Below are 25,577 nucleotides of genomic sequence, written 5' to 3'. Positions count from 1 at the left end.
CCTCTCAGTCATCTTAAACAATGCGTAACAGCTGATCTTGACGCTCATCGAGCTCTTCGGCTGTTTTCATCAATTTAACTTGTAATTCAAATTGGCGTTGATTGCTGATCATGTCGACCATTTCATGCACCGGGTTTACGTTTGACATTTCAAGCGTTCCCGATAGTACTTTCACATTTGGCGAAATATCACAAAAACCACACAGGTCATTGATCAGCATGTCTTCTTTTGGTCGAAATAAACCGTCATTACCTTTTTCAAGCTGAGTGTTATCAGCCTCAATCACTTTTAAGCGATCAACCACTTCTAAAAAGTTCGCTGGTGCACCTTGCGGGCGAACCTGAATAGCACCGTCTTCACTAAACTCAACTTTCTCGATAGGTAATGGCAGAATGATTGGACCACCTTCGCCAATTACTTGACGGCCATGGCTGGTGATCAACGCACCATCTGGAGTAATGTTTAATGTGCCTGTTTTGGTGTATGCCTCATTGCCTGATGCATCTTGTACACTCAACCAACCACGGTCACTCATAGCAATATCAAGCTCACGGCCAGTTTCTACATAACCACCAGATTGCATGTTAGATCCTGGGCGTTCTTGCATTGCAAACACCCTCGATGGCAGACCTTCCCCGAAGGCTTGCATAGAGCGAGCTTGTGCAAAATCAGCTTTAAAGCCAGTGGTGTTAGCATTCGCAAGATTGTTAGCCTTGAGCTCAAGACCGCGCAAACTTTGCTTAGCACCCGACATGGCAATGTAGACCATTTTGTCCATAACATTGACTCACTAAAAATACGATAACTAAGAAATGCAATAAAAGTGCCAAAGTAAAATTGACGCTGAAATAGGAGAGAAAAATGAGCTGCTAGAATGAAAAAAGGCTGCCAATAGAGGGAGCAGCCTTCGTGTCGGATTATGCTTAGAGCCGTTAAGATTAACGGATCTGTAGGATGTTTTGTTGTAGCGTTGAGTTAACCTCAAGCGCACGTGAGTTAGCTTGGAAGTTACGCTGCGCACTAATCAAATCAACAAGTTCATTCGTTAAGTTAACATTTGATTGCTCAAGTGCTGATGAGTTGATTGAACCTAAAGTACCTGAACCTGGTTCACCAGCAATTGGCTCACCTGACGTTAAACTCTTCTTCCAAGAAGTATTACCTACTTGCTGTAAACCTTGTGAGTTCGAAAAACGAACCATTGCAACTTGACCTAAGAACGAGGTATCACCATTACTATACGATGCAACAATTTTACCATCAGAGCCGATATCAATACCCGATAGACGACCTACCGTCGCACCGTCTTGCTCAAGTGCTTTCACTTCAAAGTTACTTGCATATTGAGTTGGTACTTTATTCGCTGTTGCCGCTTCATCACGCCAGTTCATTGTTACATCATCTGGGAAGCTCGCACCATTAGAAAGTAAATCAGATAGACCTGTTGCAGCACCGGCACCATTTGGTAGGGTTAAAGGATTAAAAGTTGTATCTGTATTTGCTACACCATCCGTGCTAAGTGGTAAACCGCTCGCATCAAATTGGAATGTAGTTAATGGAGTATAAGGTGTTGTTGTTTGCTCTACACCACTAGAGTCAAATGGCTTTTCATCAAGTGTTGCATACACTTCCCACTCATTCTCATTACCTGTAGTCGCTGAGTCAGTTTTCACAAAGAAGAATTGTAAAATATGTGGCTCACCTAATGAATCATATACAGTTGTCGACGTTGAACTGTTGTAAGTCGCACTTGTTTCAGGATCAAATGGTGTCACTGTTGGCGCAGAGGCACGCGAATCAAGGTTAAATGATGAGTAAACATTCGTCGTTGCACGCGGTGAACCTGAAGCATCAGGAATTTGTAGTGCAGATGAAGTACTTAAACTAACAGAGGTTGTATCACCGGTTGCTTCATCAACAGGGAAACCTTGTAAGTAATTGCCGCTCGCATCAACAATAAAGTTATCTTTATTAAGTTTGAACGCACCAGCACGCGTATAAGTAAAGTCTTGTGCACCTAAGTCATTAGCCATTGCGAAGTAACCTTCACCCGTAATCGCTAAATCTAAAGAGTTATTTGTGAATGATAACGAACCTTGGTGGAATTGCTGTGCCACCATGGTTGTTCTTACACCGTCACCATTTTTTGTTTTACCAGAGCTAAATACTGATGATGCGTACACATCAGCAAACTCTGCACGAGACTCTTTGAAGCCCGTAGTATTCACGTTCGCAATGTTATTTGCGGTAACGTCTAAATCTTTTTGCGCGGCTGCTAAACCTGTTAATGCAATATTGAAGCTCATAACTCACCTCTAACCTATCTCTTAGCCTAAGCTAACCCAAACCTTTTTTTACTTATGCGATTTCAGCTATATCAGTCAGCCTAACCGCACCCTCTTTTGTATTTACGATAATGCCGCTGCTACCATTGATATTGACACTTTCAATATTTTTAAAGGTCGCCATTGGCAGGCTGCTGTAGTCACCATTTACATAGCCTTCAGCACTGATGTCATACTCACCTTCAGGGAGTACATTGCCATCGTTATCTTTGCCATCCCACTCAAAACGCAGTGCACCTGCTGACTGAGAGCCTAAATCAATGGTGCGTACTAACTGGCCTGATGAATCTGTAATTCTCAGCGTCAGTGTTTCAACCGCTGTTTCTGCAACCACCGAGCCTTTTGCTGCATTTTCACCATCAAAATCAATGGTGTCAGATTCAAGCAGTGCTTGTTTTCCCACAAGTGTTGAAGCTTGTAATGCAGAGTTCGATGTCATTGACGCAGTGAGTGAATCAAACTTTTCATTTAAGTTTGAAATACCTTCAGCCATAGTGAAGTTCGTCATTTGCGCAATCATTTGATCGTTATCTGCTGGATTACTCGGATCCTGGAACGACAACTGCTGTGTTAACAACGAAAAGAAATCTTCCTGAGAAAGCGTGTTGTTGTCTTCTTCAGTTGTTTGCGTATTGCTTTGATTCCAACGCAAGCTATCCAAATAGGATGATGATGCAGAGCTGATGTCGTTACTCATAACTTATCCTCGATTACCGTTGTCCTAACAACAGTGTTTTACTTAACATTTGCTTAGCTGCATCAGCAACTTGCACATTTGTTTGGTAAGAGCGAGAGGCAGAAATCATATTTGCCATTTCTTCTACGACATTAACGTTAGGTTTGTAGATATAACCGTTTTCATCCGCACTTGGGTGGTTCGGGTTATATTCAATTTGTAGTGGCTTATCGCTCTCTACAATGCCTAACACTTTAACGCCTACAGAAGAGCCCTGAGGATTGCTTTGTGATGATGACGCTTTAGTCAACTCAGCGGCAAAAACAGGATGGCGCGCTCGGTACGTTTTGTCTTGGCTAGAACTAATCGTATTCGCATTCGAGATATTACTGGCTGTGGTATTTAGGCGAACATTTTGCGCGGTCATACCGGTTGCTGAAATATCAAAAACATTATACAAACTCATGATTAAGCTCCTTGACTACCGAGGGCTTTTTTAAGGCCTGAAATTTTACTACTCATAAATTGCAGGCTTGCCTGATACTCTAATGAGTTTTGTACATACAAGTTTCGTTCCACTTGTATATCAACAGAGTTACCATCACCTGTATCTGCTTGATTTGGCGTACGAAACATTTCTGCACTACCAACAAAACGACTGCCTCCGGCAATATGTTTTGCATCGGTTCGAACCATGCTGTTGCCGCCCTGTTGGTTGCTTTTTGCCGCTTTTAATGCCGAGGCAAAATCGATATCTTTCGCTTTGTAGCCCGGCGTATCAGCATTAGCGATATTTGTCGCTAATAACTCAGCGCGTTGTGAACGGATCAACATCGCATGAGGATGAACACCAAATGCTTTATCAAAACTGATAGCCATAACCATCTCCAAAAAATTGACTCTACAGGGGATAATGCAAAAGGTAAGCCAAAAATAAAGAGTGATTTTTAATTATATAAGATGTTGAAAAATAAGTTTATTTAGCAACCTAAGAACTAGGTTGCTAAGGAGAGTTTACTTTTTCTGATAGATGATACCCGGGTTACAACGAACCATATCAAAGCTATCACTTAAGCCCGCCATTGACTCTGACGCACCTAAAAACAGGTAGCCTTTTGGGTTTAAAGCTTGCGCAAACTGTGCAATGATTTTCGCTTTTACTTCCGGTGAGAAGTAAATCAACACATTGCGGCAGAATATAATGTCAAACTTGCCCATTAAAGCGTATGAATCCAATAAGTTTAAATGTCTAAAGCTGACCATTTTTCTTATTGGGTCAATAACCTGAGCCATTCCATTGCCGCTGTCTTTAAAGAATTTTTGACGTCTTTCCATCGACAGACCGCGAGCAAGTGCCAAGGCGTCATACTCAGCATTTTTACACATATCAAGCATGGTATTAGAAATATCAGTGCCAATTATTTGCGCACCCATTTTTAATACTCCCGGATTTTTAGACTGAAACTCGGCAACCGACATGGCAATTGAATACGGCTCTTGCCCTGATGAACTTGCCGCTGACCATATTTTAAGTGGCCTACGCACATCTTTAAGCTCAGGAAACAGCTTAGTTTTCAATAATTCAAACGGGTATTGATCACGAAACCAAAGCGTTTCATTGGTGGTCATCGCATCAACCACAGCGGCACGAAGCTGCCTCTCGTGAGGACTTAAAGTTTTACTTACCAACTGTGATAATGACTCAACATTAAAGCGAGCCATCAGCGGTGCAAGACGACTTTTAACTAAATACAGTTTGTTGTCACCAAGCACGATGCCACATTGTTGCTCTAAGAAAGAGCGGAATTGATCGTATTCGCTTTGTTGTAAATGCTTATTTTCCAAAGTAATACCACCTATAAATAATTAATCACAATGAACCCACTTTTTCACAGCTGTTGCTAATTCATCTGGGTTAAATTTTGCAATAAAATCATCGGCACCTACTTTTTCGATCATTGCTTGGTTAAATACCCCACTTAGAGAGGTATGCAAGATCACATGTAAAGGTGATAATTTTGGATCTGCTTTGATTTCGGCGGTCAGTGTATAACCATCCATTTCTGGCATTTCTACATCTGATATCAATAAGCCAACGCGCTCAGTGATATCATTTTTACAATCCAGCTGAGCAATCTCGCGTAAACGTAGTAATGCTTCTTTACCGTTTTTAGCAAGCTCAGTTTGCACACCTAACGGTTCAAGCGCTCGTTTCACTTGATTTCGAGCGACCGCAGAGTCATCTGCAATAAAGACGATACGCTCACCTAAATCACGCTGAATTTCGCCATCACCAACAACCTCAGCACTCACTTCGGTGTTCACTGGGCAAATTTCATTTAAGATTTTTTCAACGTCAAGAATTTCAACTAACTCGTTCTCAATTTCTGTGACTGCTGTTAGGTATGAATAACGACCAGCACCTGATGGTGGCGGCATTATTTTTTCCCAGTTCATATTAACGATACGTTCAACACCGCCAACTAAGAAACCTTGCACTGAACGGTTATACTCGGCAATGATGATAAAACTGTCTTTAATGTTTTCGATTGCAGGGCCACCCACAGCCATCGATAAATCAATCACTGAGATAGTCTGACCACGGATATGCGCAACACCACGAATGTACGCATTTGATTTTGGCATGTTAGTAAGTGGTGGGCATTGCAGAACCTCTCTTACTTTAAACACGTTGATACCAAAGCGTTGTCGCCCTCTGAGTTTGAATAATAGTAATTCAAGGCGGTTTTGCCCAACCAACTGAGTACGCTGGTTAACTGAGTCTAAAATGCCTGCCATTTCAATCTCCTAAAGATAAACAATCAGAGCTGGAACAATAATTGCCTTCTTTGTGTTAAAGCTACATAAGGTTACGAAGCGTCTGTTTTTTGACGCAAAATATTTATACCTTGTTTTCAACAATAAGCATAGTCGAAACAATATGAGTTTGTTAAAAAAAAGCCGAAGATACAGTGTTTTTTATTTTCTTACTAGCCTGTTGTTTGCAACACAACTACAGGCTGAAGTTTATAATAACGAGCAACTTCAACAAATCGCTGTCGATTTTGTTAGTGAACAGCTCCCTGATCTGGACACCACACCGCAAATTAGTGCTTTACCATTAGATGGTCGCATTCCAGAGAGACTGTGTGAGTCACCAATAAACAAAGAGTTACCGACAGAGCCTCCTTTTAATCGGCAGGTAACTGTACAACTTAAGTGCCAAGACTTAAATAGTTGGACCCAATACGTTCACGTTCGCATTATAGAGCTCGAACCTGTGGTTGTTGTTACCACTAATTTAGCACGTGGCGAGGTTATTCGAGCAGAGCACTTGCGCCTAGAAATGAAACCTAAACAATTTGTCAGAACGCAATATGTACAAGATGAGACTATACTCATTGGTAGTCGCAGTAAGCGCAATTTACGTGATGGCACACCTATTGTTATGAGCCAGGTTTGTATGGTTTGTAAAGGCGATAACGTTACTATTTATGCTTCGTTAGGCGGTTTGAGAATTAAAACCACTGGAATTGCTTTAGAAGATGGTACGTTAGACGAATTAGTACGTGTAAAAAACAAAAAATCAGGTAAAGTATTAAATGCACGTGTGGATGGGGTCGAGTCTGTACAAGTAAATATTTAATTTTTTATATTTATGCTAAAGTATCCGCTGTGCCCGCCGATATAAAGGCATATGTTGGGTAATGTATAGGTCAAAATTATGGTAAGCAATGTCAATAATGGTCAACAACAAACTTCTGTGTTGACAAATACCAAGCAAAAAAAGCTTGATTTACAAAAAGATAATGCTAATGCAGCCGCTGCGAAATCGGCCGCACCAAAAGCAAGTGCAGATTCTGTGAGCTTAACTCCTCAAGCTAGACAGCTTAAATCTTTGCAAGAAAAAGCTGAGCAGTCATCAGGCTTCGACAGCAACAAAGTTGCTGAGCTGAAAAAAGCAATCAGTGAAGGTAAATACCAAATTGATGCTGAAAAACTAGCGAAGAACATCGCCGCATTCGAGTTTGATGTGTATGGCTGATCATAATCATTTAATTGCTAGCAAACTAACACAACAAGTTTCGTGCTTGGAGTCTATTGCTGCGCTTTTAGATGATGAACTGACAGCCATTGCTGCAAAGCGTGGCGAAGGATTAAAGAGTATTGCCCAACAAAAAATCTCTTTGCTCCAGCAAATTCAAACAATTGATAAAGACGTCCAAAAACTTGTTGCACACAACGAATCGCAAGATGACGAAGTAAGTGCACTTATCAAACAAGTAAACACCCTACTGACTAGCTGCAAAAAGAAAAACGATGTAAACGCCCATGCGGCTCATCAAGCACAGCTAAGTGTCAAGCAACTTAAAGATATTTTAATTGGCGCTCCATCATCGATGACCTACGACCAAGGTGGCAGCGTAATTCAAGGCGATAAGAAAATCGTACACAACTTGAAAGCCTAAATGTCATTTCCATTAAAAAAGCGCGACAACTAATGAGTTATCGCGCTTTTTTAATGATAGCAGAATTTGCTGAACTTATGCTTTGAACTTACGTTGCAAGCCAATAGGTTACAGCTAGACTAAGTTGCACCTAATAATACGTTACTTTTTTCACTTGGCGTGGCTTTACTTCACCAATGTATAAGTCGTGTACTCGTTTCATATCAAGCTGTAATTCAGTTGCGTAGGTATCCCCTACTGCGTAGGTTTTAATAACCTGCGCCCCTTTGATCACACCTTGTACTTGGCTTTGTAATTGATCGTTATGAGCAACACTGTTTTGTACTGTGGTGCCTGCGGAAATTTTTTGCCCGTAAACTTGCTCAGCAAGCTCGCGATACGCTTCAAGCTTTGAGGCTTTAATCGCAAGTAAAGTACGCTGCGATTCATTGCTACCTGGTTGAGCACTAATTGGCGCATACCCCACCGCTTTAAGCACTGGGTAGCTATCTGGCTCAATGTAAGTGTATTCTACATGTTTATCAAAAATACTACTGCAGCCGGTTAGTGCTGCGCAGGCAACCAGCCCACCGAATAGAAGTGCTCGCATAATTTGCTTCCGCTTAAAACTCTTTGGCTACAAATATGCACGTTTAATGCCACTGTGGTACAGTCCTTGCTCATTTAGGTTATTCATTGGTTTTAATGCTAGGTGTCAGCATGAAAAATAAAACAATAGCCAGCTTAAAAGGTCTTGGCTTAGCCTTTACAATTTTGTTTTCTAACAATAGCTTAGCTCAGTGGTTTGAGTCTACAGGCCATGCGGTAGTGAAAAATGGCGATACAAGCCAAGCCAAATCTGCCGCTATTAAAGATGCCATAACTCAGGCTTTAGTGTTTTCTGGCGCTCGTGTGAGCTCTGTTCAGACTCTAGTTGACGGGGTTTTGACACAAGATCAACTGAAAATAAGCAGCCACGGTGAAATCCAAAAAATAGAATTGATCAGCGAAGACCGCCATAACGACACCTATGCCATCACGCTTCGCCTCGATATTTTTGCTCAAGCTGAAGAATGCCCAGCAAACCAATACACCAAATTTATTGCCGTAACACAAAGCCAACTTGCCAATCGCGAGCAAGCGCGTATGGGCCAAATTTTTGACGTAAATAAAGCCATCAGTGAGCACTTATATGCCAGCTTAGGTAATACCCAAATGGCGGCTAAACCGACAGCCTATTACAATATGCCGCTGCGAGTAGACCATTTTTTCACTCAGCAATACGATTACAGTAATGCGCTACTTGAGGAGATCACTAGCCGCAGTAATTCGCAATATGTATTACTGAGCCGTATTCGTGATTTATCGGTTAATCATAAGATCAACAATGACTATGCATTTTGGCAAGATGATAGTTTCAAGCGTGCGTACAAAGTGGATTATGTATTATTTGATGGCACCACTTACGAAAAACTTTGGCAGAAAAGCTATCAAACAGAAGGCATTTGGCCATACAAAAAAACCGAGATCATCGATGTTTACAGCGACCGATTTTGGGCAACCGATTATGGCCAAGCTATTAGTGATATAAACCAAACCCTAACCTATGACTTACAAGCCGCCATGGCCTGCTTGCCCACGCAAGGTAAGATACTGCATATCGAAAACGATAGACTGATCATTAACCTAGGGAAGGCTCACGGCCTTGAACAGGGAGAGGTTTTAAACATTGCGCATCATAACTACTTAACGGATGCACAGGGTAATAAACTCCCCCATAAAATCACTACACTTAATCAAGTAAAAGTGACTCAGCTTTATCAGCAATCAGCAGTGGCCATGAGTATTGATAAGCAACCACTGCCTAATATTCAAATAAACGATATTGTTGAATTAGCTGCTAGCAAGTAAATGAGCTTGTAAGCCTTCATGAGCATTTAGCCAACGGGCTAATTGCTCTACACCGGCTATGTGCGGGTAATGCTTGCGTGTTGCAATAACAACTTGGCGTTGCTGGTTTGGTGAGATAGCTAAATACTTCACCCCTTCACGTGGTGTGCATGCCAGCTTAGGAACAAAAGTTACCCCATCATCCATTGCCACCAGCGCGAGTAAGGTTTCTATACTATTTCCTTTATATTGGTTCGAAACTTCAACCCCAGCAGAAAAGCAAAATTGCTCGGCTTGCTCTTTAAAACAATGCCCTTCGTTTAACATTAATAAATCACATTCATGCAATTGAGCTAAAGCAACTTCAGCGTGTTTTGCTAAAGCATGCTGCTCAGAGACTGCGACTAAAAAGTCTTCTTTATAAAGTGGCGACACATGATACGGTGCCAAGCCCGCCACATCTGCAACAATTGCAATATCAATCTCACCATTATCCAGCGCCACCAGCGTTTGCGCTGTTTGCATTTCAATAAATGAAAACTGGGTTTCACTAAAGGCCTGCTTCATCGAGGTTAGGAGTGTTGGCAGTAAATAAGGTGCAATAGTTGGAATAATACCCACATTTATTTTCCCTTTTAGAGGGTCGTGTGAGCTTGCGGCAATTTCTTTCAGCACTTGAGTTTGTTCTAGGATCAGCGTGATTTGTTTAAGTAATTGCTCACCTTGCACAGTCAACGTAACCTGTTTTGTAGAACGGTCAAAAATGATCACTCCCAGCTCTTGTTCAAGCTTTTTAACTTGCCCACTCAGTGTCGGCTGGCTGACATAACAGGCATCGGCTGCTTTTCTGAAGTGCTTATATTGTGCCACCGCTTTTACATATTCGAAGTCTTTTAAATTCATACCACACCACCAATAGCTTTTACCTATCATACTAATACAAACAAACGATTGGAGCTATCATAAATTAAATCGCATAATGGCAATCAACAAATCAAGAGGAATTAAAACAATGTTAAACAATATCGAAGGCCAAAAAGTACCAAACGTTACATTCGCAACACGTGTAGACGAGCAGTGGAAATCAATAACCACTGACGAAATTTTTAAAGGTAAGACGGTTGTGCTGTTTGCATTACCTGGCGCATTTACACCAACTTGCTCATCAACTCATTTACCACGTTATAACGAGCTAGCTGCTGTATTTAAACAAAACGGTGTTGATGAGATTGTTTGTATTTCTGTAAACGATACGTTTGTAATGAATGCGTGGGCACAAAACCAAGAAGCGCAAAATATTACCCTATTGCCAGACGGCAACGGCGAATTTACTGACGGCATGGGTATGCTAGTCGATAAAAACGACTTAGGTTTTGGTAAGCGTAGCTGGCGCTATTCTATGCTTGTAAAAGATGGCGTTATCGAAAAAATGTTTATTGAGCCGCAAAAGCCAGGCGACCCATTCGAGGTGTCGGATGCAGATACCATGCTTGATTACATCAACCCTGCGCAAGTAAAACCAGAATCAGTGAGCATTATTACCAAACCTAATTGCCCATTCTGTACAAAAGCTAAAGCGCTACTAGATGCAAAAGGGTATGTGTATGAAGAAATCGTATTAGGTCAAAACGCATCATTAACGAGTTTAAAAGCGATTTCAGGTCGTGAAACAGTGCCGCAAGTATTCATTGGCGGTGAGCACATTGGTGGCTCTGACGATTTAGAAAAGCACTTTGCAGCTTAAAGAAAGGGAGCCTTGTTGCTCCCTTTTGTATTTTTGGCCAATTATTAAAAGCGCCTCAACTTAATAACCCTTAGCCCCTGTATAAGCCTCTCATTGGCGCAATTTGTTCTATTTCTGTCGTAAAAAGTCAAGATATTCACTAGCACTATGACTTAGTGTAGAGAATACCGATGAAGGACTTCCTTCACATTCACAGAGGACACACATATGAGCCAAATGAATTCTGTTGCCATGCAAAATGGCAAGCTGCATGTAAAACAAATTGATATCCCTACTCCTGGACCCGGTCAAGTACTGGTAAAAAGCCTAGCGTGCGGTATTTGCGGTTCAGATATTCATATTACCCGCCACACCAGCGATGTATTCGATATCTATAAAAACCTCGGCATCATGGCAAAAGATGCTGGCGATGACCAAGAAGTGTTATTAGGCCATGAATATGCGGCTGAAATCGTTAGCTACGGCCCCAATACAAAAGGCGAATTAGCGACAGGTACTCGTGTCACCTCAGTGCCTATTTTACTTTCAGCTGGCGGCGCTGGCGTAGGTGTAACCCCTGGGCTATATGGTGCCTATTCTGAATACTTTATTGTTGATGAAGCCTTGCTATTACCTATTCCTGATGCTGTTCCATCAGAAGCAGCAGCCATTACAGAGCCTCTTGCCGTTGGCCTACACGCAGTAAACCGCGCACAAATGAATAATGATGATGTAGCCATTGTCGTTGGCTGTGGCCCAATTGGCCTTGCTGCAATTGCCGCGTTAAAGCTTCAGGGCGTAAAACACATCGTTGCCTCCGATCCACAAGAGAGCAAAAAACAAATTGCCCTTGAATTTGGCGCTACAGAATATGTTAACCCTATGGTTGATGATGAAGTCGCTAAAGCCGCAGCACTTGCGGGTAATAACAAGGTGGTTATTTTTGAATGTGCCGGTGTAAGCCGTTTATTAAACGACTACATTTTACGTGCGCCAGCAAAAGCAAAAATCATTGTAACAGGTGTACATACCGCGCCACTCAACGTTAACTTTGCCTATGCCACAGTAAAAGAGTTAGACCTTATTTTCTCTTATTACTACCAGCCAGAAGAGTTTGCACAATCACTTGAGAACATCGCGTCAGGCAAAATTGCATGGCAAAAAATGCGCACTGGTAAAGTCGGCATCGACGGCGTACAAGGTGCCTTCGATACGTTATTTAAACCAAACGACCACATCAAAATCATCATTGAACCATGGCGCACAGGTGAGCTTGAAAAAGTAACGGGTTAATTTAATTGGGGTTGCTGAGAAACTTGGTAGCCCCTACAGGAATCGAACCTGTAACTGCCCCTTAGGAGGGGGCCGTTATATCCATTTAACTAAGAGGCCACTCGAAAGCTGAAGTAAAGCTTATAGCTTGTAGCTTGTAGCTTGTAGCTTGTAGCTTGTAGCTTACGTAAAAATTATAACGGTCTAAGGCTTTGGTAATCAAGAGAATAAACCAATCGACTTGTGAGTAAGCCGATTGGCAAAATAATGAGGCTAGTTAACGCGAGCTGTTGCTGATTGGATTGACTCATGTTTTAGCACAAAATATGGGATCACTTTTTGTGCGCTGGCAATAACCAGCTTTGAGTTTAAATTAATTACTCGGGCATTCACTTCAACTCCATTAGGGCGGTATATCAGCGTGCCTGTGAGTACATGGCTAGCAATGCGACGCTCAGCTAACTCTTCTACATCACGCGACATCACAAAATCACCATGTGAGGTTACAGTAATGACATCCATCGCTTTAAAATCCACAACGCCAAAGCCAAATTTTTGCAGCTGATACATCATTGATTCGGCAAGTTGGTTACCAAGCTGAGAGCTGGTTTTTAAGCTCGCATCTAAATCCACAAAAGTGGTAATGGCAATACCTAAATCGCTTTCTTGTTGCATGGTATCCACTAACTCAAGCGCCATTTGCTCGACATAATTAACAACGGTTTTATGATGTTGATAAGGCACAAACAGGCGATGGTTAGCGTTATCCTGCTGCATATCTTTTTGTTCAAGCACTTGCAGCATAGCAACGTAATCGACTTGAGAGCTTGCTGATGCCGGTGCATGTTGAGCTGTATTTTGCGGCTCTGCTGATTGCTCTGGCAGCAATTGGCAGCCAGAAAGCACGAGCGTTAACGATGCGAAGATAAAACCTTTCATAGCTTACTCACTTGCTTGTTTTAGTGTAATGCCATCACTTCGATTAGTACTATCCAGGGCATCAACCACTGACTGTGGGATAAAGCCTTGCGCCGACCCAACAACCGCTTTGCTTGCTAAGCCAACAATACGCGCATTCACGAGCACACCACTTTGATGATTAACCAAAGTACCTGCCAAAACATAATTGAAGTTTTGATCTTGGCTTAGCTCTAAATAATCACGACTGAAAACATAATCACCACTAGGCGTGACACGCATATAATCCGTGGTTTTAAAGTCAATGACAGGCACACCAAACGCGTGAAGTTCATGAATAAAACTTTCGGCAATTTGATTACCCAGCAAATTTGTTGAGTTGTAATCTGCATCAAGGTACACAAAGCTTGAAACAGCAACTGGCGTGTTATCACTAACATATTGCAAGTTTTCAACAAGATCCTGCATGATGCCACGCACATAGTGATTGATATTCTTACGTGTTGGGGCTGCTGTAAAAGTGCTGTTATTCATTACCGCCTGATTGGTTTGAAACACACTGTCATTACTATGCGGCGCGGCAACTTCTCTTTGCGCAGCTAACTGAGGATCATTTTCGTGTTGTGTTGCATCACCAGTTAACATTGATGAGCAACCAAAGCCAAACGGCAAACATAAAGTTAAAATTAAACGTTTCATTAAATGAGTTCCTCTTAATATTCGCTTCGATACAACTGGCCATCACGTTGCTGAACTTTTTCAGCGCCCCACATTACATTGATAGGGATCTCAGTGCTTGCTGCTGACACAATTCGCAGATCTTTGGTATTCACTAATCGGGCATTTACTATGTAGGCATGTTGTTGCCGCGTCAGTGTGCCGGTAATAACAAAGTCAATATTCTGACGTTGACGTAAGGTATTTACATCACGACTAAGTACACTATCGGCCGATTGCTGCAAATTTAAAGTATTTTCTAATCGATACTCAATGGTATGAAAACCAAGCTGAGTAAATTGCGTTAATAAACTTTCTTGAATTTGCTGACTCAAGCCACTGCCCTGATCTTCTGCTAAATCAGTACCTAAGCCATCAGCCATATAAAAACTGGTCACAGCAATACGTGCATTGCCTTTGTAAGGGCCTTGAATACGGCTCAGCTGACTACTTAAATCAGCAACGTATTGATGCACCGTATAAGGTGCCATCGGCGATTTTGGGGTTTCTCTAGGGGGCGTTTTTTGTGGCTCTTCAGTTAAGCTACAACCCACCAACACTAAAAAAACTGAATAAAATAACAGGCGCATAATTGCCATCCTCACTAAACTTAGTAAGTACAAAGCAATAATTATGCCTAAGTATTATTGTTGATGGGATAAATCAAGTGGATTCTGCACATAATGTGATACCAAGCATGCCACACCGACTGATGCTAACTTTTTACAATCATTAGTTGCTTGCTGCTTTTGTTGATATGCACCTATTTTTAAGCGATGGAAAGTGCTGCCGTTCACTGTTACGGACTCTACATTAGCAATAAACTGGCCATTAAATAGCGCTGGGGCTTGTTTTTTAATTTCAGCAAGGCGAGCTGTTAGTCGAGGTATCTCTGTTACGGAAGCAAGTTGTAGTGCAAACTTAGCTGTAGGCTCGGCTATAAACTGAGGAGCGGTTACTGGTGACTTTTTTGCCTTTACAGGCTCTGCTTGCTGCGCATTTAATAAAGTAAGTTGTTCAGTGAGTAAGGTTAACTCACTTTCAATTGAGAGCAAACGTTCTAGCTCTGGCTTCATTGCTTGGAATTGCTGATGCGATTGCCTCAGCTCCAGAAGCTCTTGTTGGCTAATTTTTACTAAGTTTTCTTCACTCACTTTTGGCTCTGTCACGCTTTGGCAACCAATGATAGGAGTCACCAGTAAGACTAACCATACTTTCTTCAGATTTTGAAAAGTAGTAAAAACCATAATTTGCTCCTTGCTAGTGTTGAACTTGCTGTTCAGTTACGTGGCATTTAATTGCTTGTGATATTAGCTGCGCACATTGCTGTTCAAGCTCATTTGCAGATTGTGCGTCAAAGCCAACTGCAAGCGTGTAGTGTGCATTTTCTTTATCGTGAATGTAGAAAGCGCTCTGAAAGCCTTGTTGTGTTAAACGCTGTTTCACCAATGAGTAATACACCTTTAATATTTTTAGTGAATTAAACTTGCCAATACTCGCAATGTAGCCCTGACGCTTTTTAAGTGGCCGCAAAGTAATATCAACCCCCACCAGTACATCACCTTTGGGCGATAATTCTATTTTGTGTGTTTGATTACTTACCAGTGACTTTTGGCCTTGGTATTGTTTATCAACAATCGCCTGATACTTACCGGGTTTAATATCAGTAAACAAGTAATAGCCATCATAAGCCGCTTGTGTAATTGCTACATCATTGCCTTGTTCATCCACTAAGGTAATTTTGGCATAGGGTTGAACATTCGTCCCTTGCTCTGTCTGCTGATAAACGGTGCCTTCGATTTCGCTAGCATTATTTACTGGATAATCCATGTACTCAACGAAACCAGCTCGTGGTGTTATGGAGAAACCATCGTGGGCGGGTATCATAAAAGGGTCAGCAAAACTGTCACGATCGAGCACGATATCTGTTGTGCGATTAGCTGGCATAGCTGAAAGAATCGCAATACCTTGTTCATCGGTAATAGCTTGGCGATAATTTTGTAAGCCTTTTACTTTAACACCCACCAAGCCCTTTTCATTGCCATCTTTAATGCCATTATCATTTTCATCTAAAAACACATTAACCATCAAACTACCAGTATTGGTCAATGTTCTATTACTCATAAATGGCTGATTATATTGACTATCAAAACCAAAACTAAATCGACTATTTAAGCGAATTTGCCACTGATCATTACTATCGTAATTAACATTACTGCTTAAGTTAATCCTGTCATTTTGCCACGTTAAACCTAATTCAGCGGACTGAACATCGTAATCTAGAGAGTCCCTTAAAGTTAGCTCTGCTTGTAGGCTTGGGCCCAAGCTTCTGCTAAACTCAGCTTCATAACTTGCTATTTCACTAACGGGAGAGAGTCGATAATTAACCCCAAACCGACTATACACTCTGCCCAGTCGTGTTTGTAAACGCGTCGTACCATCAACACTTTCTTGCCCAACACTTAAGTCTTGCCACTGCAATAAATTATTTATAGAGACGTTTGCATAGCTGTAATTTAAACGATTATAAATTTGTTTTAAATCAACGCTTTGTGCATGTTGAATCAGAAAGTTGTTTTGATAATTGAGCCGCCCAAAATCATTTTTCATCAGCTCACCTGACATATCAAACTGATAGCTCTTGAGCGTTATATCTCGACCATTCTGATTATCAGTACGGTTCGTTGCGCTAAATAGCAGAGACTGATCAGCCAATTTAGTTCGTGTTGTTAATTCAAATTCGCTTTGTTGTTGATTATTTTCTTCATATTCAAGATTAACCAATAACCTGTCTAACAGGCTAAGGTTCGTTCCAAGAGCAACATGATACAGCTCATCTTGCTCTCGTTTTTGCGCCATGAAGCCTGAATACATGGCAATGTTATCACTCACACCATATTGGTATCGCCCCGCAGCAACCCAGCCCTGATTTACACTATAGTTACTGTTGCCCAATAACTGCTTGCCTTGCTCTGAAACAGATAGCTCATAGACTGCTTCCCCTTGTTCAAGCTGCGTGCCATCAATGTAGTAATATTCAGTTTTCCGCTCTACTTGTCCTTGTGGACCATAAAAAATCAACTCAAAGTTGTTTTCACCGAATAGTAAATCAACATCAGCAAAAACATAGCGTCCATCGGTCAAACTCAACTGCTGTTCAATTAAAATACCATTACGATATAATTCAACATCCCAACCAGGCTGCACTGCACCGGTTAGATTCACCCGATTATTATCAATAGCTTGCCCAAGTTGATAATTCGATATTTTAACCCCACGACCATATTGGTTGTTATAACGGCTGCCAACTTGCGTAGCTGTTACATCCCCTACTTCAATAAGACTTGCAGCAAGTGGACCTAACAATTGATTATTCACATCTTGCCTAGAGAAAGTTAACCTTGAGTTGTTCAGCAAGTCATTCTCACGACCCGCTAAAAAGTATTCCATCGTTAAGTAAGCAAAGTCTTGCGAGCCAAGTAATGAGTAACTTGTCTGGCTGTTATCATTATCTTGGGTATAGTTCAATTGTAAGTCAGCCACAGGGACAGATAAGGCCTGATATGGGCTTGGTTTCCAAGGTAAAGTTGCTTGCTTTTGGCTACTGTAGCTTTGCAGTTGTTTTTTATGACGCTGCGCTTGCGATGCAACAGGATAAACAGACTCAGTTTCAATATGTAACTCTAAGCTTGCGTAGTCAGAGCTGTGCTTAAATTCAAAAGCATCAGCAAGTACTGCAGCTTCTATATAAATATCATCGTCAACACTAATTTGTTGCTCAGTAAGCTGCCACTTCTTGTTATTTGTAATCAGCTCTTTTTGTGCTGTTAATTGAAAAGTGTTATTACTATTGATGAACCAACCTTCTGCACTCTTGGCCGATAAATCGACATTAATTGCTAGCTGTAAGATATCAACTAGCCCTGAAAGCCCCAATAAAATGTCTTGATCAGACTTAAGGGCAAAAACCTCACCGAGGTAATTTTCATTTAAATAAATTGAAAATAGCAAAAACTCCCCAGTCGCAATTCGCTGCTGGGTGACTAAGGTGTGTGCAGAATTATGTGTAGGCTTAGATTGTGAAACATGGAGCTGTTCGCCATTTAACTTAGCTTTTATGGCATTGAGTCTAGCTAGTACATCCTCTGTACTCACAGTCGAATTAGCAAAGCTGATAGGACTTAATAGCATAAGCCCTAACGCAAATAAGCGATTCATAAATGTTTTCGAATTAATCCCTAATGTCGAATAGACAATGAATATGAGCCAAAATCGACGCCTTCATACTCATCTGCACCTTCATATTTAAGCTCAATATTCCCTTGTTTTGGCAGCTGTTTGCCAGAGAACAAATCTAACAATACTGTCGCTTGTTCAATTTCAGGATATAAACTTAGATTCCCGATTTCAGCGATTTTTTCTTGTTTTCCCGCCGAATTAGTGACATACGCGCTAAGTCGACCATAACTACTAAAACCTTGTTTTTCAGTTAATTTAACAGCAATTTTTGGTGTTTTATTTACCGAGTCTTCAACTATTTCTGCAGTTTGAAACGCAACTTTTGGCAGCTCACCTTGCTCACGATATACAATTGGAATACTAAAACTCAAAATCATGTTCACTTTGAGCCCGGCCTTAGCTGCCTTATCTTCATTTGGTAAGGCTTGAAATAATAAGTGAGAACGATATTCCCCTTTAGCCAAATCCTTAGGCTTTCTAATCGCTATTTTAATCGTTTGCCTTTCGCCCGGTGCTAAACGAATTTGCTTTGGTGATAAGCGCGCCATAGGAGAAAGACTCGTTGCTACTGGTTCACTCAGTGTTTGGTATCCCCCACCAGGAAGCGCTAATTTTTCGCTCCATACAACTCGGTATGTACGGTACTCTTCTGAGCTATTAATAACGGTGACTTTTGCGCTTCGTTGGCGCTCATCAAATGAAACTCGCGTTGGTGAAATAAGTAAATTTGCCGTTGCACATTGACTGAAAAAAACAAAAAAAAGTCCACATAAAAGACGTTTTGCGAACATATCTATCCTTAGTAATTGACTGAAATTTCTAAATAAGTTGAAGAAGAATACTGACCATCCGCGTATGGTTTAGCACTACGATCTGTCGTTAAAGTACCGCCAATAAATACTTTTGCCTCACCAAATTCATTGGTAATCACATATTTAGGAAAACCATTAAGACGTACAGAAAATTCAGCACTTGTACTGCTATCTACATCATGTATTAGCTGAGTTGTCGAAAGTGGCTTTAGCTCTAACTGAGTTCTGGCTGGTAAGCCAGTGAGTAATAATTCTGCTGGGCGGCCATTTTTAAGTACATACACAGAGCCCTGTGTATTGATACTGCCATCATCTTTGACAATTACAGAACTAATATTTGTATTAGCTAGAATAACTAGAGTACCAAAATCAAGCGCTTGCTGCTCTGTACTCGCAGCTTGCAACGGCGTTGAGAACACTGTAAATAGCACGCTGGCTAAAAGCAAAAAGCGCATGATAAATTACCTAGAAATATTAGTAGGCAACTTCTAGTTGGAAAGTACCAGTGTATTCAGTATCACGATAGGGTTCAGATGATTCTGTATTTGCGGTAGATAAATTAGCACCAATGTTAAACTCAACACTGCCATCTGCATCAGCCGTTAGGTTTGGCGATGCTGTATTGTAATAAGCATTTGCATTTGGCCCAGAAGTAATAAAATATCTCCAACCATCAACAATAAAGTTAGGCTCATTTAAACCTTGGCCACTTGACTCTAATGTATTTGCTGTTGGATCGGTAATAGACAAACGCGCATTTGGCACCGCCTCTGATACCGTAAATGAAGCTGGTGCTCCTTGCTCTATAATTGAAATAATCGCAGGAGATAAATCTATTCTTGTCGAAACAGGGCTTGCATCAGGTTCTGGATTAATAGTTAAAACTGCTTGTGCAACACCTAAAGGGTCCGCTACAGCACGAATGGTACCAAAATCTAGATCATTTCCTTTTGTTAAAACAACTGAGTTTTGAACCTTTACTGTGGCGCTGAAAGATTCTGTAGTGGCGAAAGAAGAAAAAGCAGAAAATGCTAATGAGCATGCAATTAAAGAAAGAGGTAATTTCATATTAAGTCCTTATAATTAAATGGCTAAGCCATTTTTCTGTATCTTAAGCTTTATCGACCACTAGAACAAATACTTTAAGATTAATTACCTAATTTTTAAGAGGAAAGATGCTTAAAGCATCTCTCCAATAAATGGTGCCGTCACACAGGTTTGCCCCATTCTTTTCGCTATCTCACAAAATGCTGTCGCCTGAGTATAATTTTCAAATGGACCAGCCCTTAATCCATACAAAGTTACGCCTTTTTGCTCTCGTGTTTTAAAACGAAAATCAAGGCCATTTAAAGCAGCAGGATAATCACGTTTGAGCTTTAAGACCTGATAACTAACTTTTTTCGGCGTTAAATATAAACCTAATTGTACGCCCGCTTCAGCGGCTTTATTTGCTGCAATAATCGCCTCAAGTGAATCTGTTGATGATGTTTGCTGCGCTTGCGTTTGTTCGCTTTGATGAATAATCACATCATTTTGTGGCTCAAATTGTGATGGCTTTACGGTTAAATCACTATTAGCTGACAGCACTTCGATTAACAACGCAAGGTCTTTTTCCATGGCTGAAAGGCGCTCAATGCTCGGCTGTTGGTTTTGCCACTCGGCAGCAAATTGCTGTACTTGCTGCTCAGTATAAGCTGGCTGGGTTTGCTCTTGGCTCATCATACATGCTGTTAAAGCAGTTAAGCTGATGGTTATCAATAGATATTTAGAAAAAATAGAAAAATGCATGGTGACGTCAATTCTAAAAAACAGACTTAAATGGTAGCAATAAAAATGCCACCTTTAGCGCGAATATTTGACGCTAGAAATAAATTCGGTTGTCAGTGTAGTTGCTAACCCAGCAATCAATGCCTTGTCGCTTAATCGCTTCACAGTCAGCTTTGGCATTCTTCAAATATTTATAGCCACCAAATTTAAGTCGATAATAGGTATGCTCATTTACATCTGCGACTTCGACATTGAGTATCGGTTTTCCCTGAAAAATACTGGGTGCTCGTTTAGCCATTTTTTTTAATGTTGAAGCAAGGCCTTGCTCAGAATTAACCGATGCTAACTGTAGAGCAAATGCATAATCGGGTTTCACAACGTCTGTAGAGTCGTTTGACAATGCTTGCGACGTGTCTGCTTGATCAAGCATTGTACTGACAGGTTCATTTTGGGTTTGTGCCAATAAGAATGAGTTTTGCATTACCTTATTATTACTTAGGTACTGAAAAATATTGAAAACAGAAAGCGTGTTAAAGGAGATATTTGGAAGTGCCTTATTACTGCAACCAGACACAGTCAATAACACCAATAGGCATATACTGTAACGCAAAGGTTTTGAGCAATATTTCATAAGTAGGATTCTTAAACGTACCATTAAAAATTTGCTTCTTTTTAAAGAAGTCTATCTGTTAGCACTTGCCTATACAAAAGCCATAAACATCATTTGAGACGTTGCATAAGAAAACTCTAACACATTATTTGTTATTATAATATTTTCAGTACAGTGCTTAACTTACTGCAATAAAAACTTAATGACACCCTACTACTTAAGTTTTCATATTAGACAACCTAAAGCAATAAAAATCCGTTTTTACATAGGTATTTTTATAAGTATAGCTAAGTTTAACTATCCTACAGGGATATATAAGCATCTCACTGATCTTTAATCTTAACAATGCGTTAAGAGCTAGGTATATCAGAAAAATCCTTTATTGGGTAATAATCGACAATTGTGGGGATCATGTAAATAACAAAAAAGTGCCATATAGACACTTTTTTTACATGATTTTCAACTAGGTAATTAGAATTGATTATTTAACCAGCGACTTTATGAAGTCTGTAAGCTCGTCTTTGAATTCATCACGGCGTAGTGCAAATTCAACAATAGCTTTTAAATAACCAATTTTGCTGCCGCAGTCATGGCTTTTGCCTTTCATTGAGTAGGCATCAACTATTTCTTTTTCCATTAGCATAGCAATGGCATCAGTTAATTGGATTTCGTCGCCAGCGCCTGCTGGGGTTTTTGCAAGTAACGGCCAAATATTTTTGCTCAGTACATAACGACCCACAACAGCTAGATTTGATGGAGCTTGATCAACTGGAGGCTTTTCAACCATGTTTAAAATAGCTGCGCTCTCACCTTGATTAATTTTTACATCACCTAAATCAACGACACCAAATTTATCCACTTCGCTTTGAGGCACAGGTTCAACCATGATTTGGCTCTCACCGGTGTTTTCAAAACGCTGGATCATTTCAGCTAAGTTATCTTTTTTAAGGTCGCTTGCCACATCATCAATGATCACATCAGGTAAAATAACAACAAATGGTTCATCACCTATGATAGGTGCAGCACAGTTAATAGCATGACCAAGGCCTTTCGCTTCACCTTGACGAACATGAATAATTGTTACATCTTTCGGACAGATTGATTGTACTTCTGCAAGTAATTGACGCTTTACACGCTTTTCTAGCGTTGCTTCTAGCTCAAAACTGGTATCAAAGTGGTTTTCAATTGAGTTTTTACTTGAATGTGTCACTAAAACAATTTCTTTAATTCCTGCTGAAATTGCTTCATTTACAACGTACTGGATCAGCGGTCGGTCAACAATAGGAAGCATTTCTTTAGGGATTGCTTTAGTCGCAGGTAACATGCGCGTGCCAAGACCAGCAACTGGGATCACTGCTTTCATTGATTTCTCCTTAAATTTTATTGTTGTTACACTGAAAACGGATACTTAATTGCATCGTGACACTGATAACCTACTACTTCAAAATCGTCTTTTGTAACCCAGGTTTCAATGTCTTCTAGTGATTTAATATTTGGGTTTATTTTTAATTCTGGTGACGCGAATGGCTCACGCTTGAGCTGCACATCACGCATCAACTCAAGTTGGTTTTCATAAATATGCGCATTTGCTATTTTATGATATGCCTTACCCGGTTTATGCCCGGTGATTTGTGCAACTAAAGCAAGTAACACAAAACATTGAATTTGATTAAAGTTTAAGCCTAGCGGTACATCGCAGCTACGTTGGTATGATGTTAAGTATAAAGTATCACCCAGTAATGAAAAAGTGTGTGTATGCATACAAGGGCGTAAACAACCTAGTTCAAACTCACCCGGATTGTAAAAAGTCACAATTTCACCACGGTCATCAATCCCTTTAGATAAGTTATCAATGACTTTTTTTAACTGATCAAGGTGACTGCCATCCGGGCGTTGCCAACTGCGGCCTTGCACACCATATACACGGCCCATATCATCTTCACCACGACGATGTGGGTTTTCAAGCCAAGCTTTGTTTTCGTTTGCGTTTGCATTCCAAGTCATGCAGCCGATATCACGAAACTGTGCAGCGCTGTCGTAACCACGTAAATAACCTAATAGCTCCGCTATCGCCGCTTTGTAAAAGCTCTTACGCGTGGTGATGAGCGGAAACTTGTTATTTGCCACATCATATTCAAGATCGGCATTTATAACGGTTAAACATTTGGTTCCTGTGCGCTTGTTCTCAACCCACACACCTTCGTCAACAATGCGCTGACATAAATCTAAATACTGTTTCATTGATTTGCTCTTGTTATGCTTTGCTTGCCACGCTGTGTTGCGGCTTTTTATAGGCCCATATTAACAAACCAAGGCCACCAATTACCATCGGCAATGACAGTATTTGCCCCATTGAAATTATGCCTGCAAATAAACCTAAATGGGCATCTGGCTCACGGAAGTATTCTACGGTAAATCTGAATACGCCATAACCGAGTAAGAACACACCTGCAACACTGCCCGCTGGACGTGGCTTTTTGATAAACCATTGTAAGATTAAAAACAGCACTAGGCCTTCTAAAAAGGCTTCGTATAATTGTGAAGGATGGCGCGGCTCTGGGCCACCTGATGGGAAGATAAATGCCCAAGGCACATCTGTGACTCGGCCCCATAGTTCACCATTAATAAAGTTACCAATGCGACCTGCTAATAAGCCTAGCGGCACGAGTGGCACTACAAAATCACCCACTTCAAGTAATGACTTTTTACGTGTCCAAGCAAACACCACAATAGCGGTGATTACACCTAGCGTACCACCATGGAACGACATACCACCTTGGTCAATTCTGAACAAATACAATGGGTTTTCAATAAAGTAACTAAACTGATAAAACAATACATAGCCAATACGACCACCGAGTATCACCCCGAGCATGCCGTAAAAGAGCAAGTCACTGACTTGTTCTTTTGTCCAACCTGAATTTGGTTTTTCTGCTTGACGATTAGCAAGCCATAGCGCCAAAGCAAAACCAATTAAATACATTAAGCCGTACCAACGTACGCTGAGCGGGCCTACCGAAAAAATAACCGGATCGATATCTGGAAATTGAAGAGCCATAAAAATAAAAACCTTTAACTAAACACCATTTTAAGCGCAATTATGACAAGTAATAGCGCGAATACTTTTTTTATTGTTGCCACAGGCAAATAGTGCGTGGCTTTGGCACCTATTGGCGCAATGAGCGACGAGGTAACCACAATCCCTACTAACGCAGGTAAATACACAAATCCGGCAAATCCATCACTGAAAGATGTTAATTGCCAGCCAGCAGATACGTAACCCACCGAGCCGAACAGGGCAATGACAATACCACATGCAGCGGCACAACCAATGGCCTTTTTAATATCAACAGAAAAATAATGCAGTAGCGGCACAATGAGTGCTCCACCACCAATACCAATTAATCCTGACAGTGCCCCCATTATGGCACATAAAAAGCCAAGAATTGGTCCTGATGGCAGCGGCTTTTCACTGGCTGCTTTTGTACGTGTCGATAACACCATTCTGAGTGCGATAAACACCACACTACCGGCAAAAACAAAGCGCAGTAGCTGCTCTGGGATAAAGCTTGCCGCAAAACCACTGATTAAGGCCCCAAGGCCAACGCCAGTCATAACCCACGGGGCAATTTCCCAAGGCACGTTAGCATTACGATGATGAGCAAGGGCTGAAGAAGTCGAGGTAAAAATAATGGATGCTAACGAGGTTGCTATCGCGATAACTAATACATGACTTGGGTCGGCAACATTGAACGATACTAATAACGCACTAAGTACCGGCACGATAATCAGACCGCCACCAATGCCTAATAACCCTGCTAAAAATCCAACCACGCTGCCCAAAATTGCGCAGTACACCATTAAAAGTATTACGTCATGCATAGCACACTCATATATTCAATTTGTTATATACATATACTAAACTAATATATATACCCAAACCACCTCAAGATGCGAGTTTCAGTTGGAATTAAAAGCGATTTAGGCAAGGCATTGATTGCAAGTAATAGTGGTTCTATTGTTAAGATCAATAACGCAGTATAAATCGCTTTTAAACCAACCCTTTGGGCGTTTCACATGCACTTAATATCATCGTTGTTACTTCTTAAAAGGGACTACAATTGTTGCAAAGTAACGCCTTGATATTAAGCACCTGTTAA

At 40.9% G+C, this 25,577-nt stretch carries 29 protein-coding genes and 1 tRNA gene; 6 read left to right on the top strand and 24 right to left on the bottom strand.

Annotation, left to right across the window (positions count from 1 at the left end):
* Nucleotides 1-13 precede the first annotated feature (13 nt).
* The 7 genes from CWC28_RS00790 to CWC28_RS00760 form a co-directional block, all read right to left on the bottom strand.
* The gene (locus CWC28_RS00790; protein WP_063706524.1) at nt 14-778 is read right to left on the bottom strand and encodes a flagellar basal body rod protein FlgF; all 765 of its coding nucleotides are present in this window, start codon (nt 776-778) and stop codon (nt 14-16) included.
* Nucleotides 779-938: 160 nt separating this feature from the next.
* Complete coding sequence (gene flgE / locus CWC28_RS00785) at nt 939-2,306, bottom strand: flagellar hook protein FlgE (RefSeq protein ID WP_063706523.1); 1,368 nt, start codon at nt 2,304-2,306, stop codon at nt 939-941.
* A 52-nt stretch (nt 2,307-2,358) separates the two neighbouring features.
* On the bottom strand, nt 2,359-3,042 hold the full coding sequence (locus CWC28_RS00780; protein WP_063706521.1) for a flagellar hook assembly protein FlgD: 684 nt from the start codon (nt 3,040-3,042) through the stop codon (nt 2,359-2,361).
* A 13-nt stretch (nt 3,043-3,055) separates the two neighbouring features.
* The gene (gene flgC, locus CWC28_RS00775) at nt 3,056-3,487 is read right to left on the bottom strand and encodes a flagellar basal body rod protein FlgC (protein WP_063706519.1); all 432 of its coding nucleotides are present in this window, start codon (nt 3,485-3,487) and stop codon (nt 3,056-3,058) included.
* A gap of 2 nt (nt 3,488-3,489) precedes the next feature.
* Entirely contained in the window at nt 3,490-3,900 is a 411-nt protein-coding gene (gene flgB / locus CWC28_RS00770) for a flagellar basal body rod protein FlgB (RefSeq protein ID WP_105181426.1), read from the bottom strand.
* A gap of 135 nt (nt 3,901-4,035) precedes the next feature.
* The gene (locus tag CWC28_RS00765; RefSeq protein ID WP_063706515.1) at nt 4,036-4,866 is read right to left on the bottom strand and encodes a CheR family methyltransferase; all 831 of its coding nucleotides are present in this window, start codon (nt 4,864-4,866) and stop codon (nt 4,036-4,038) included.
* A 21-nt stretch (nt 4,867-4,887) separates the two neighbouring features.
* On the bottom strand, nt 4,888-5,820 hold the full coding sequence (locus tag CWC28_RS00760) for a chemotaxis protein (protein ID WP_063706513.1): 933 nt from the start codon (nt 5,818-5,820) through the stop codon (nt 4,888-4,890).
* 142 nt (nt 5,821-5,962) lie between these two features.
* On the opposite strand from CWC28_RS00760, the gene flgA reads away from it, so the two are divergent.
* The 3 genes from flgA to flgN all read left to right on the top strand — a co-directional run bounded on the left by flgA (nt 5,963) and on the right by flgN (nt 7,490).
* A complete protein-coding gene (gene flgA / locus CWC28_RS00755) occupies nt 5,963-6,667 on the top strand; it encodes a flagellar basal body P-ring formation chaperone FlgA (protein WP_105175248.1) in 705 nt (234 codons plus the stop codon).
* A 78-nt stretch (nt 6,668-6,745) separates the two neighbouring features.
* Nucleotides 6,746-7,066, top strand: coding sequence for a flagellar biosynthesis anti-sigma factor FlgM (gene flgM, locus CWC28_RS00750; RefSeq protein WP_063706509.1), 321 nt, complete (start codon nt 6,746-6,748; stop codon nt 7,064-7,066).
* The gene (gene flgN / locus CWC28_RS00745) at nt 7,059-7,490 is read left to right on the top strand and encodes a flagellar protein FlgN (RefSeq protein WP_063706507.1); all 432 of its coding nucleotides are present in this window, start codon (nt 7,059-7,061) and stop codon (nt 7,488-7,490) included. Before flgM ends, flgN begins: the two co-directional genes overlap by 8 nt.
* A 130-nt stretch (nt 7,491-7,620) precedes the next feature.
* Here flgN and CWC28_RS00740 read toward each other — a convergent pair whose 3' ends face one another.
* Nucleotides 7,621-8,079, bottom strand: a complete 459-nt coding sequence (locus tag CWC28_RS00740) for an LPP20 family lipoprotein (protein WP_063706505.1) — start codon at nt 8,077-8,079, stop codon at nt 7,621-7,623.
* 110 nt (nt 8,080-8,189) lie between these two features.
* Here CWC28_RS00740 and CWC28_RS00735 point away from each other — a divergent pair, with 110 nt between their 5' ends.
* Nucleotides 8,190-9,380: a flagellar assembly protein FlgT gene (locus CWC28_RS00735; protein ID WP_063706503.1), complete on the top strand. Its 1,191-nt coding sequence runs from the start codon at nt 8,190-8,192 to the stop codon at nt 9,378-9,380.
* On the opposite strand, the gene CWC28_RS00730 is transcribed toward CWC28_RS00735, so the two are convergent.
* A complete protein-coding gene (locus CWC28_RS00730) occupies nt 9,363-10,262 on the bottom strand; it encodes a LysR substrate-binding domain-containing protein (RefSeq protein WP_063706501.1) in 900 nt (299 codons plus the stop codon). The genes CWC28_RS00735 and CWC28_RS00730 overlap by 18 nt on opposite strands.
* A 109-nt stretch (nt 10,263-10,371) precedes the next feature.
* Here CWC28_RS00730 and CWC28_RS00725 point away from each other — a divergent pair, with 109 nt between their 5' ends.
* Together CWC28_RS00725 and CWC28_RS00720 are read left to right on the top strand one after the other, a co-directional pair.
* Complete coding sequence (locus CWC28_RS00725) at nt 10,372-11,103, top strand: glutathione peroxidase (protein ID WP_063706499.1); 732 nt, start codon at nt 10,372-10,374, stop codon at nt 11,101-11,103.
* A gap of 207 nt (nt 11,104-11,310) precedes the next feature.
* The gene (locus CWC28_RS00720) at nt 11,311-12,375 is read left to right on the top strand and encodes a zinc-binding dehydrogenase (RefSeq protein WP_063706497.1); all 1,065 of its coding nucleotides are present in this window, start codon (nt 11,311-11,313) and stop codon (nt 12,373-12,375) included.
* 24 nt (nt 12,376-12,399) lie between these two features.
* Here CWC28_RS00720 and CWC28_RS00715 read toward each other — a convergent pair.
* The 15 genes from CWC28_RS00715 to CWC28_RS00645 form a co-directional block, all read right to left on the bottom strand.
* Nucleotides 12,400-12,474 (bottom strand) — tRNA-Arg (locus tag CWC28_RS00715).
* A gap of 153 nt (nt 12,475-12,627) precedes the next feature.
* The gene (locus CWC28_RS00710; RefSeq protein ID WP_138624585.1) at nt 12,628-13,293 is read right to left on the bottom strand and encodes a FlgO family outer membrane protein; all 666 of its coding nucleotides are present in this window, start codon (nt 13,291-13,293) and stop codon (nt 12,628-12,630) included.
* Nucleotides 13,294-13,296: 3 nt separating this feature from the next.
* Nucleotides 13,297-13,971: a FlgO family outer membrane protein gene (locus CWC28_RS00705; protein WP_054562231.1), complete on the bottom strand. Its 675-nt coding sequence runs from the start codon at nt 13,969-13,971 to the stop codon at nt 13,297-13,299.
* Between the two features lie 14 nt (nt 13,972-13,985).
* Nucleotides 13,986-14,579, bottom strand: coding sequence for a FlgO family outer membrane protein (locus tag CWC28_RS00700; RefSeq protein ID WP_055020737.1), 594 nt, complete (start codon nt 14,577-14,579; stop codon nt 13,986-13,988).
* 54 nt (nt 14,580-14,633) lie between these two features.
* Entirely contained in the window at nt 14,634-15,236 is a 603-nt protein-coding gene (locus tag CWC28_RS00695) for an SPOR domain-containing protein (protein ID WP_063706494.1), read from the bottom strand.
* 13 nt (nt 15,237-15,249) lie between these two features.
* Nucleotides 15,250-18,207 carry a fimbria/pilus outer membrane usher protein gene (locus tag CWC28_RS00690; RefSeq protein ID WP_063706492.1) on the bottom strand — a complete coding sequence of 986 codons (2,958 nt, stop codon included), beginning with the start codon at nt 18,205-18,207 and terminating at the stop codon, nt 15,250-15,252.
* 20 nt (nt 18,208-18,227) lie between these two features.
* The gene (locus tag CWC28_RS00685) at nt 18,228-19,019 is read right to left on the bottom strand and encodes a fimbrial biogenesis chaperone (RefSeq protein WP_063706490.1); all 792 of its coding nucleotides are present in this window, start codon (nt 19,017-19,019) and stop codon (nt 18,228-18,230) included.
* An 8-nt stretch (nt 19,020-19,027) separates the two neighbouring features.
* Complete coding sequence (locus tag CWC28_RS00680) at nt 19,028-19,495, bottom strand: DUF4402 domain-containing protein (RefSeq protein ID WP_063706488.1); 468 nt, start codon at nt 19,493-19,495, stop codon at nt 19,028-19,030.
* A gap of 19 nt (nt 19,496-19,514) precedes the next feature.
* Complete coding sequence (locus CWC28_RS00675; protein WP_063706486.1) at nt 19,515-20,108, bottom strand: DUF4402 domain-containing protein; 594 nt, start codon at nt 20,106-20,108, stop codon at nt 19,515-19,517.
* A gap of 111 nt (nt 20,109-20,219) precedes the next feature.
* Nucleotides 20,220-20,828, bottom strand: a complete 609-nt coding sequence (locus tag CWC28_RS00670; RefSeq protein ID WP_082874106.1) for an SPOR domain-containing protein — start codon at nt 20,826-20,828, stop codon at nt 20,220-20,222.
* 73 nt (nt 20,829-20,901) lie between these two features.
* A complete protein-coding gene (locus CWC28_RS00665; protein ID WP_063706482.1) occupies nt 20,902-21,288 on the bottom strand; it encodes an SPOR domain-containing protein in 387 nt (128 codons plus the stop codon).
* Nucleotides 21,289-21,898: 610 nt separating this feature from the next.
* Nucleotides 21,899-22,780: a UTP--glucose-1-phosphate uridylyltransferase GalU gene (gene galU / locus CWC28_RS00660; RefSeq protein ID WP_105175267.1), complete on the bottom strand. Its 882-nt coding sequence runs from the start codon at nt 22,778-22,780 to the stop codon at nt 21,899-21,901.
* Between the two features lie 26 nt (nt 22,781-22,806).
* Nucleotides 22,807-23,658: a thymidylate synthase gene (locus CWC28_RS00655; RefSeq protein WP_054562236.1), complete on the bottom strand. Its 852-nt coding sequence runs from the start codon at nt 23,656-23,658 to the stop codon at nt 22,807-22,809.
* A 13-nt stretch (nt 23,659-23,671) separates the two neighbouring features.
* Nucleotides 23,672-24,475, bottom strand: a complete 804-nt coding sequence (gene lgt, locus CWC28_RS00650; RefSeq protein WP_063706476.1) for a prolipoprotein diacylglyceryl transferase — start codon at nt 24,473-24,475, stop codon at nt 23,672-23,674.
* Nucleotides 24,476-24,489: 14 nt separating this feature from the next.
* Nucleotides 24,490-25,299: a sulfite exporter TauE/SafE family protein gene (locus CWC28_RS00645; protein ID WP_138624584.1), complete on the bottom strand. Its 810-nt coding sequence runs from the start codon at nt 25,297-25,299 to the stop codon at nt 24,490-24,492.
* Nucleotides 25,300-25,577 lie beyond the last annotated feature (278 nt).

It is taken from the genome of Pseudoalteromonas sp. S4492 (genome assembly GCF_005886115.1).
In the GTDB taxonomy this organism is placed as follows: Bacteria; Pseudomonadota; Gammaproteobacteria; order Enterobacterales; family Alteromonadaceae; genus Pseudoalteromonas; species Pseudoalteromonas gelatinilytica.
The sequence above is the reverse complement of the archived record's forward strand: the minus strand, read 5'-3'. Positions and strand labels throughout refer to the sequence as shown.

Coding starts and splice junctions, on each gene's coding strand:
- CWC28_RS00790 (WP_063706524.1), bottom strand. CDS start 778: ATGGACAAAATGGTCTACATTGCCATGTCGGGTGCTAAGCAAAGTTTG.
- flgE (WP_063706523.1), bottom strand. CDS start 2,306: ATGAGCTTCAATATTGCATTAACAGGTTTAGCAGCCGCGCAAAAAGAT.
- CWC28_RS00780 (WP_063706521.1), bottom strand. CDS start 3,042: ATGAGTAACGACATCAGCTCTGCATCATCATCCTATTTGGATAGCTTG.
- flgC (WP_063706519.1), bottom strand. CDS start 3,487: ATGAGTTTGTATAATGTTTTTGATATTTCAGCAACCGGTATGACCGCG.
- flgB (WP_105181426.1), bottom strand. CDS start 3,900: ATGGCTATCAGTTTTGATAAAGCATTTGGTGTTCATCCTCATGCGATG.
- CWC28_RS00760 (WP_063706513.1), bottom strand. CDS start 5,820: ATGGCAGGCATTTTAGACTCAGTTAACCAGCGTACTCAGTTGGTTGGG.
- flgA (WP_105175248.1), top strand. CDS start 5,963: ATGAGTTTGTTAAAAAAAAGCCGAAGATACAGTGTTTTTTATTTTCTT.
- flgM (WP_063706509.1), top strand. CDS start 6,746: ATGGTAAGCAATGTCAATAATGGTCAACAACAAACTTCTGTGTTGACA.
- flgN (WP_063706507.1), top strand. CDS start 7,059: ATGGCTGATCATAATCATTTAATTGCTAGCAAACTAACACAACAAGTT.
- CWC28_RS00740 (WP_063706505.1), bottom strand. CDS start 8,079: ATGCGAGCACTTCTATTCGGTGGGCTGGTTGCCTGCGCAGCACTAACC.
- CWC28_RS00735 (WP_063706503.1), top strand. CDS start 8,190: ATGAAAAATAAAACAATAGCCAGCTTAAAAGGTCTTGGCTTAGCCTTT.
- CWC28_RS00730 (WP_063706501.1), bottom strand. CDS start 10,262: ATGAATTTAAAAGACTTCGAATATGTAAAAGCGGTGGCACAATATAAG.
- CWC28_RS00725 (WP_063706499.1), top strand. CDS start 10,372: ATGTTAAACAATATCGAAGGCCAAAAAGTACCAAACGTTACATTCGCA.
- CWC28_RS00720 (WP_063706497.1), top strand. CDS start 11,311: ATGAGCCAAATGAATTCTGTTGCCATGCAAAATGGCAAGCTGCATGTA.
- CWC28_RS00710 (WP_138624585.1), bottom strand. CDS start 13,293: ATGAAAGGTTTTATCTTCGCATCGTTAACGCTCGTGCTTTCTGGCTGC.
- CWC28_RS00705 (WP_054562231.1), bottom strand. CDS start 13,971: ATGAAACGTTTAATTTTAACTTTATGTTTGCCGTTTGGCTTTGGTTGC.
- CWC28_RS00700 (WP_055020737.1), bottom strand. CDS start 14,579: ATGCGCCTGTTATTTTATTCAGTTTTTTTAGTGTTGGTGGGTTGTAGC.
- CWC28_RS00695 (WP_063706494.1), bottom strand. CDS start 15,236: ATGGTTTTTACTACTTTTCAAAATCTGAAGAAAGTATGGTTAGTCTTA.
- CWC28_RS00690 (WP_063706492.1), bottom strand. CDS start 18,207: ATGAATCGCTTATTTGCGTTAGGGCTTATGCTATTAAGTCCTATCAGC.
- CWC28_RS00685 (WP_063706490.1), bottom strand. CDS start 19,019: ATGTTCGCAAAACGTCTTTTATGTGGACTTTTTTTTGTTTTTTTCAGT.
- CWC28_RS00680 (WP_063706488.1), bottom strand. CDS start 19,495: ATGCGCTTTTTGCTTTTAGCCAGCGTGCTATTTACAGTGTTCTCAACG.
- CWC28_RS00675 (WP_063706486.1), bottom strand. CDS start 20,108: ATGAAATTACCTCTTTCTTTAATTGCATGCTCATTAGCATTTTCTGCT.
- CWC28_RS00670 (WP_082874106.1), bottom strand. CDS start 20,828: ATGCATTTTTCTATTTTTTCTAAATATCTATTGATAACCATCAGCTTA.
- CWC28_RS00665 (WP_063706482.1), bottom strand. CDS start 21,288: ATGCAAAACTCATTCTTATTGGCACAAACCCAAAATGAACCTGTCAGT.
- galU (WP_105175267.1), bottom strand. CDS start 22,780: ATGAAAGCAGTGATCCCAGTTGCTGGTCTTGGCACGCGCATGTTACCT.
- CWC28_RS00655 (WP_054562236.1), bottom strand. CDS start 23,658: ATGAAACAGTATTTAGATTTATGTCAGCGCATTGTTGACGAAGGTGTG.
- lgt (WP_063706476.1), bottom strand. CDS start 24,475: ATGGCTCTTCAATTTCCAGATATCGATCCGGTTATTTTTTCGGTAGGC.
- CWC28_RS00645 (WP_138624584.1), bottom strand. CDS start 25,299: ATGCATGACGTAATACTTTTAATGGTGTACTGCGCAATTTTGGGCAGC.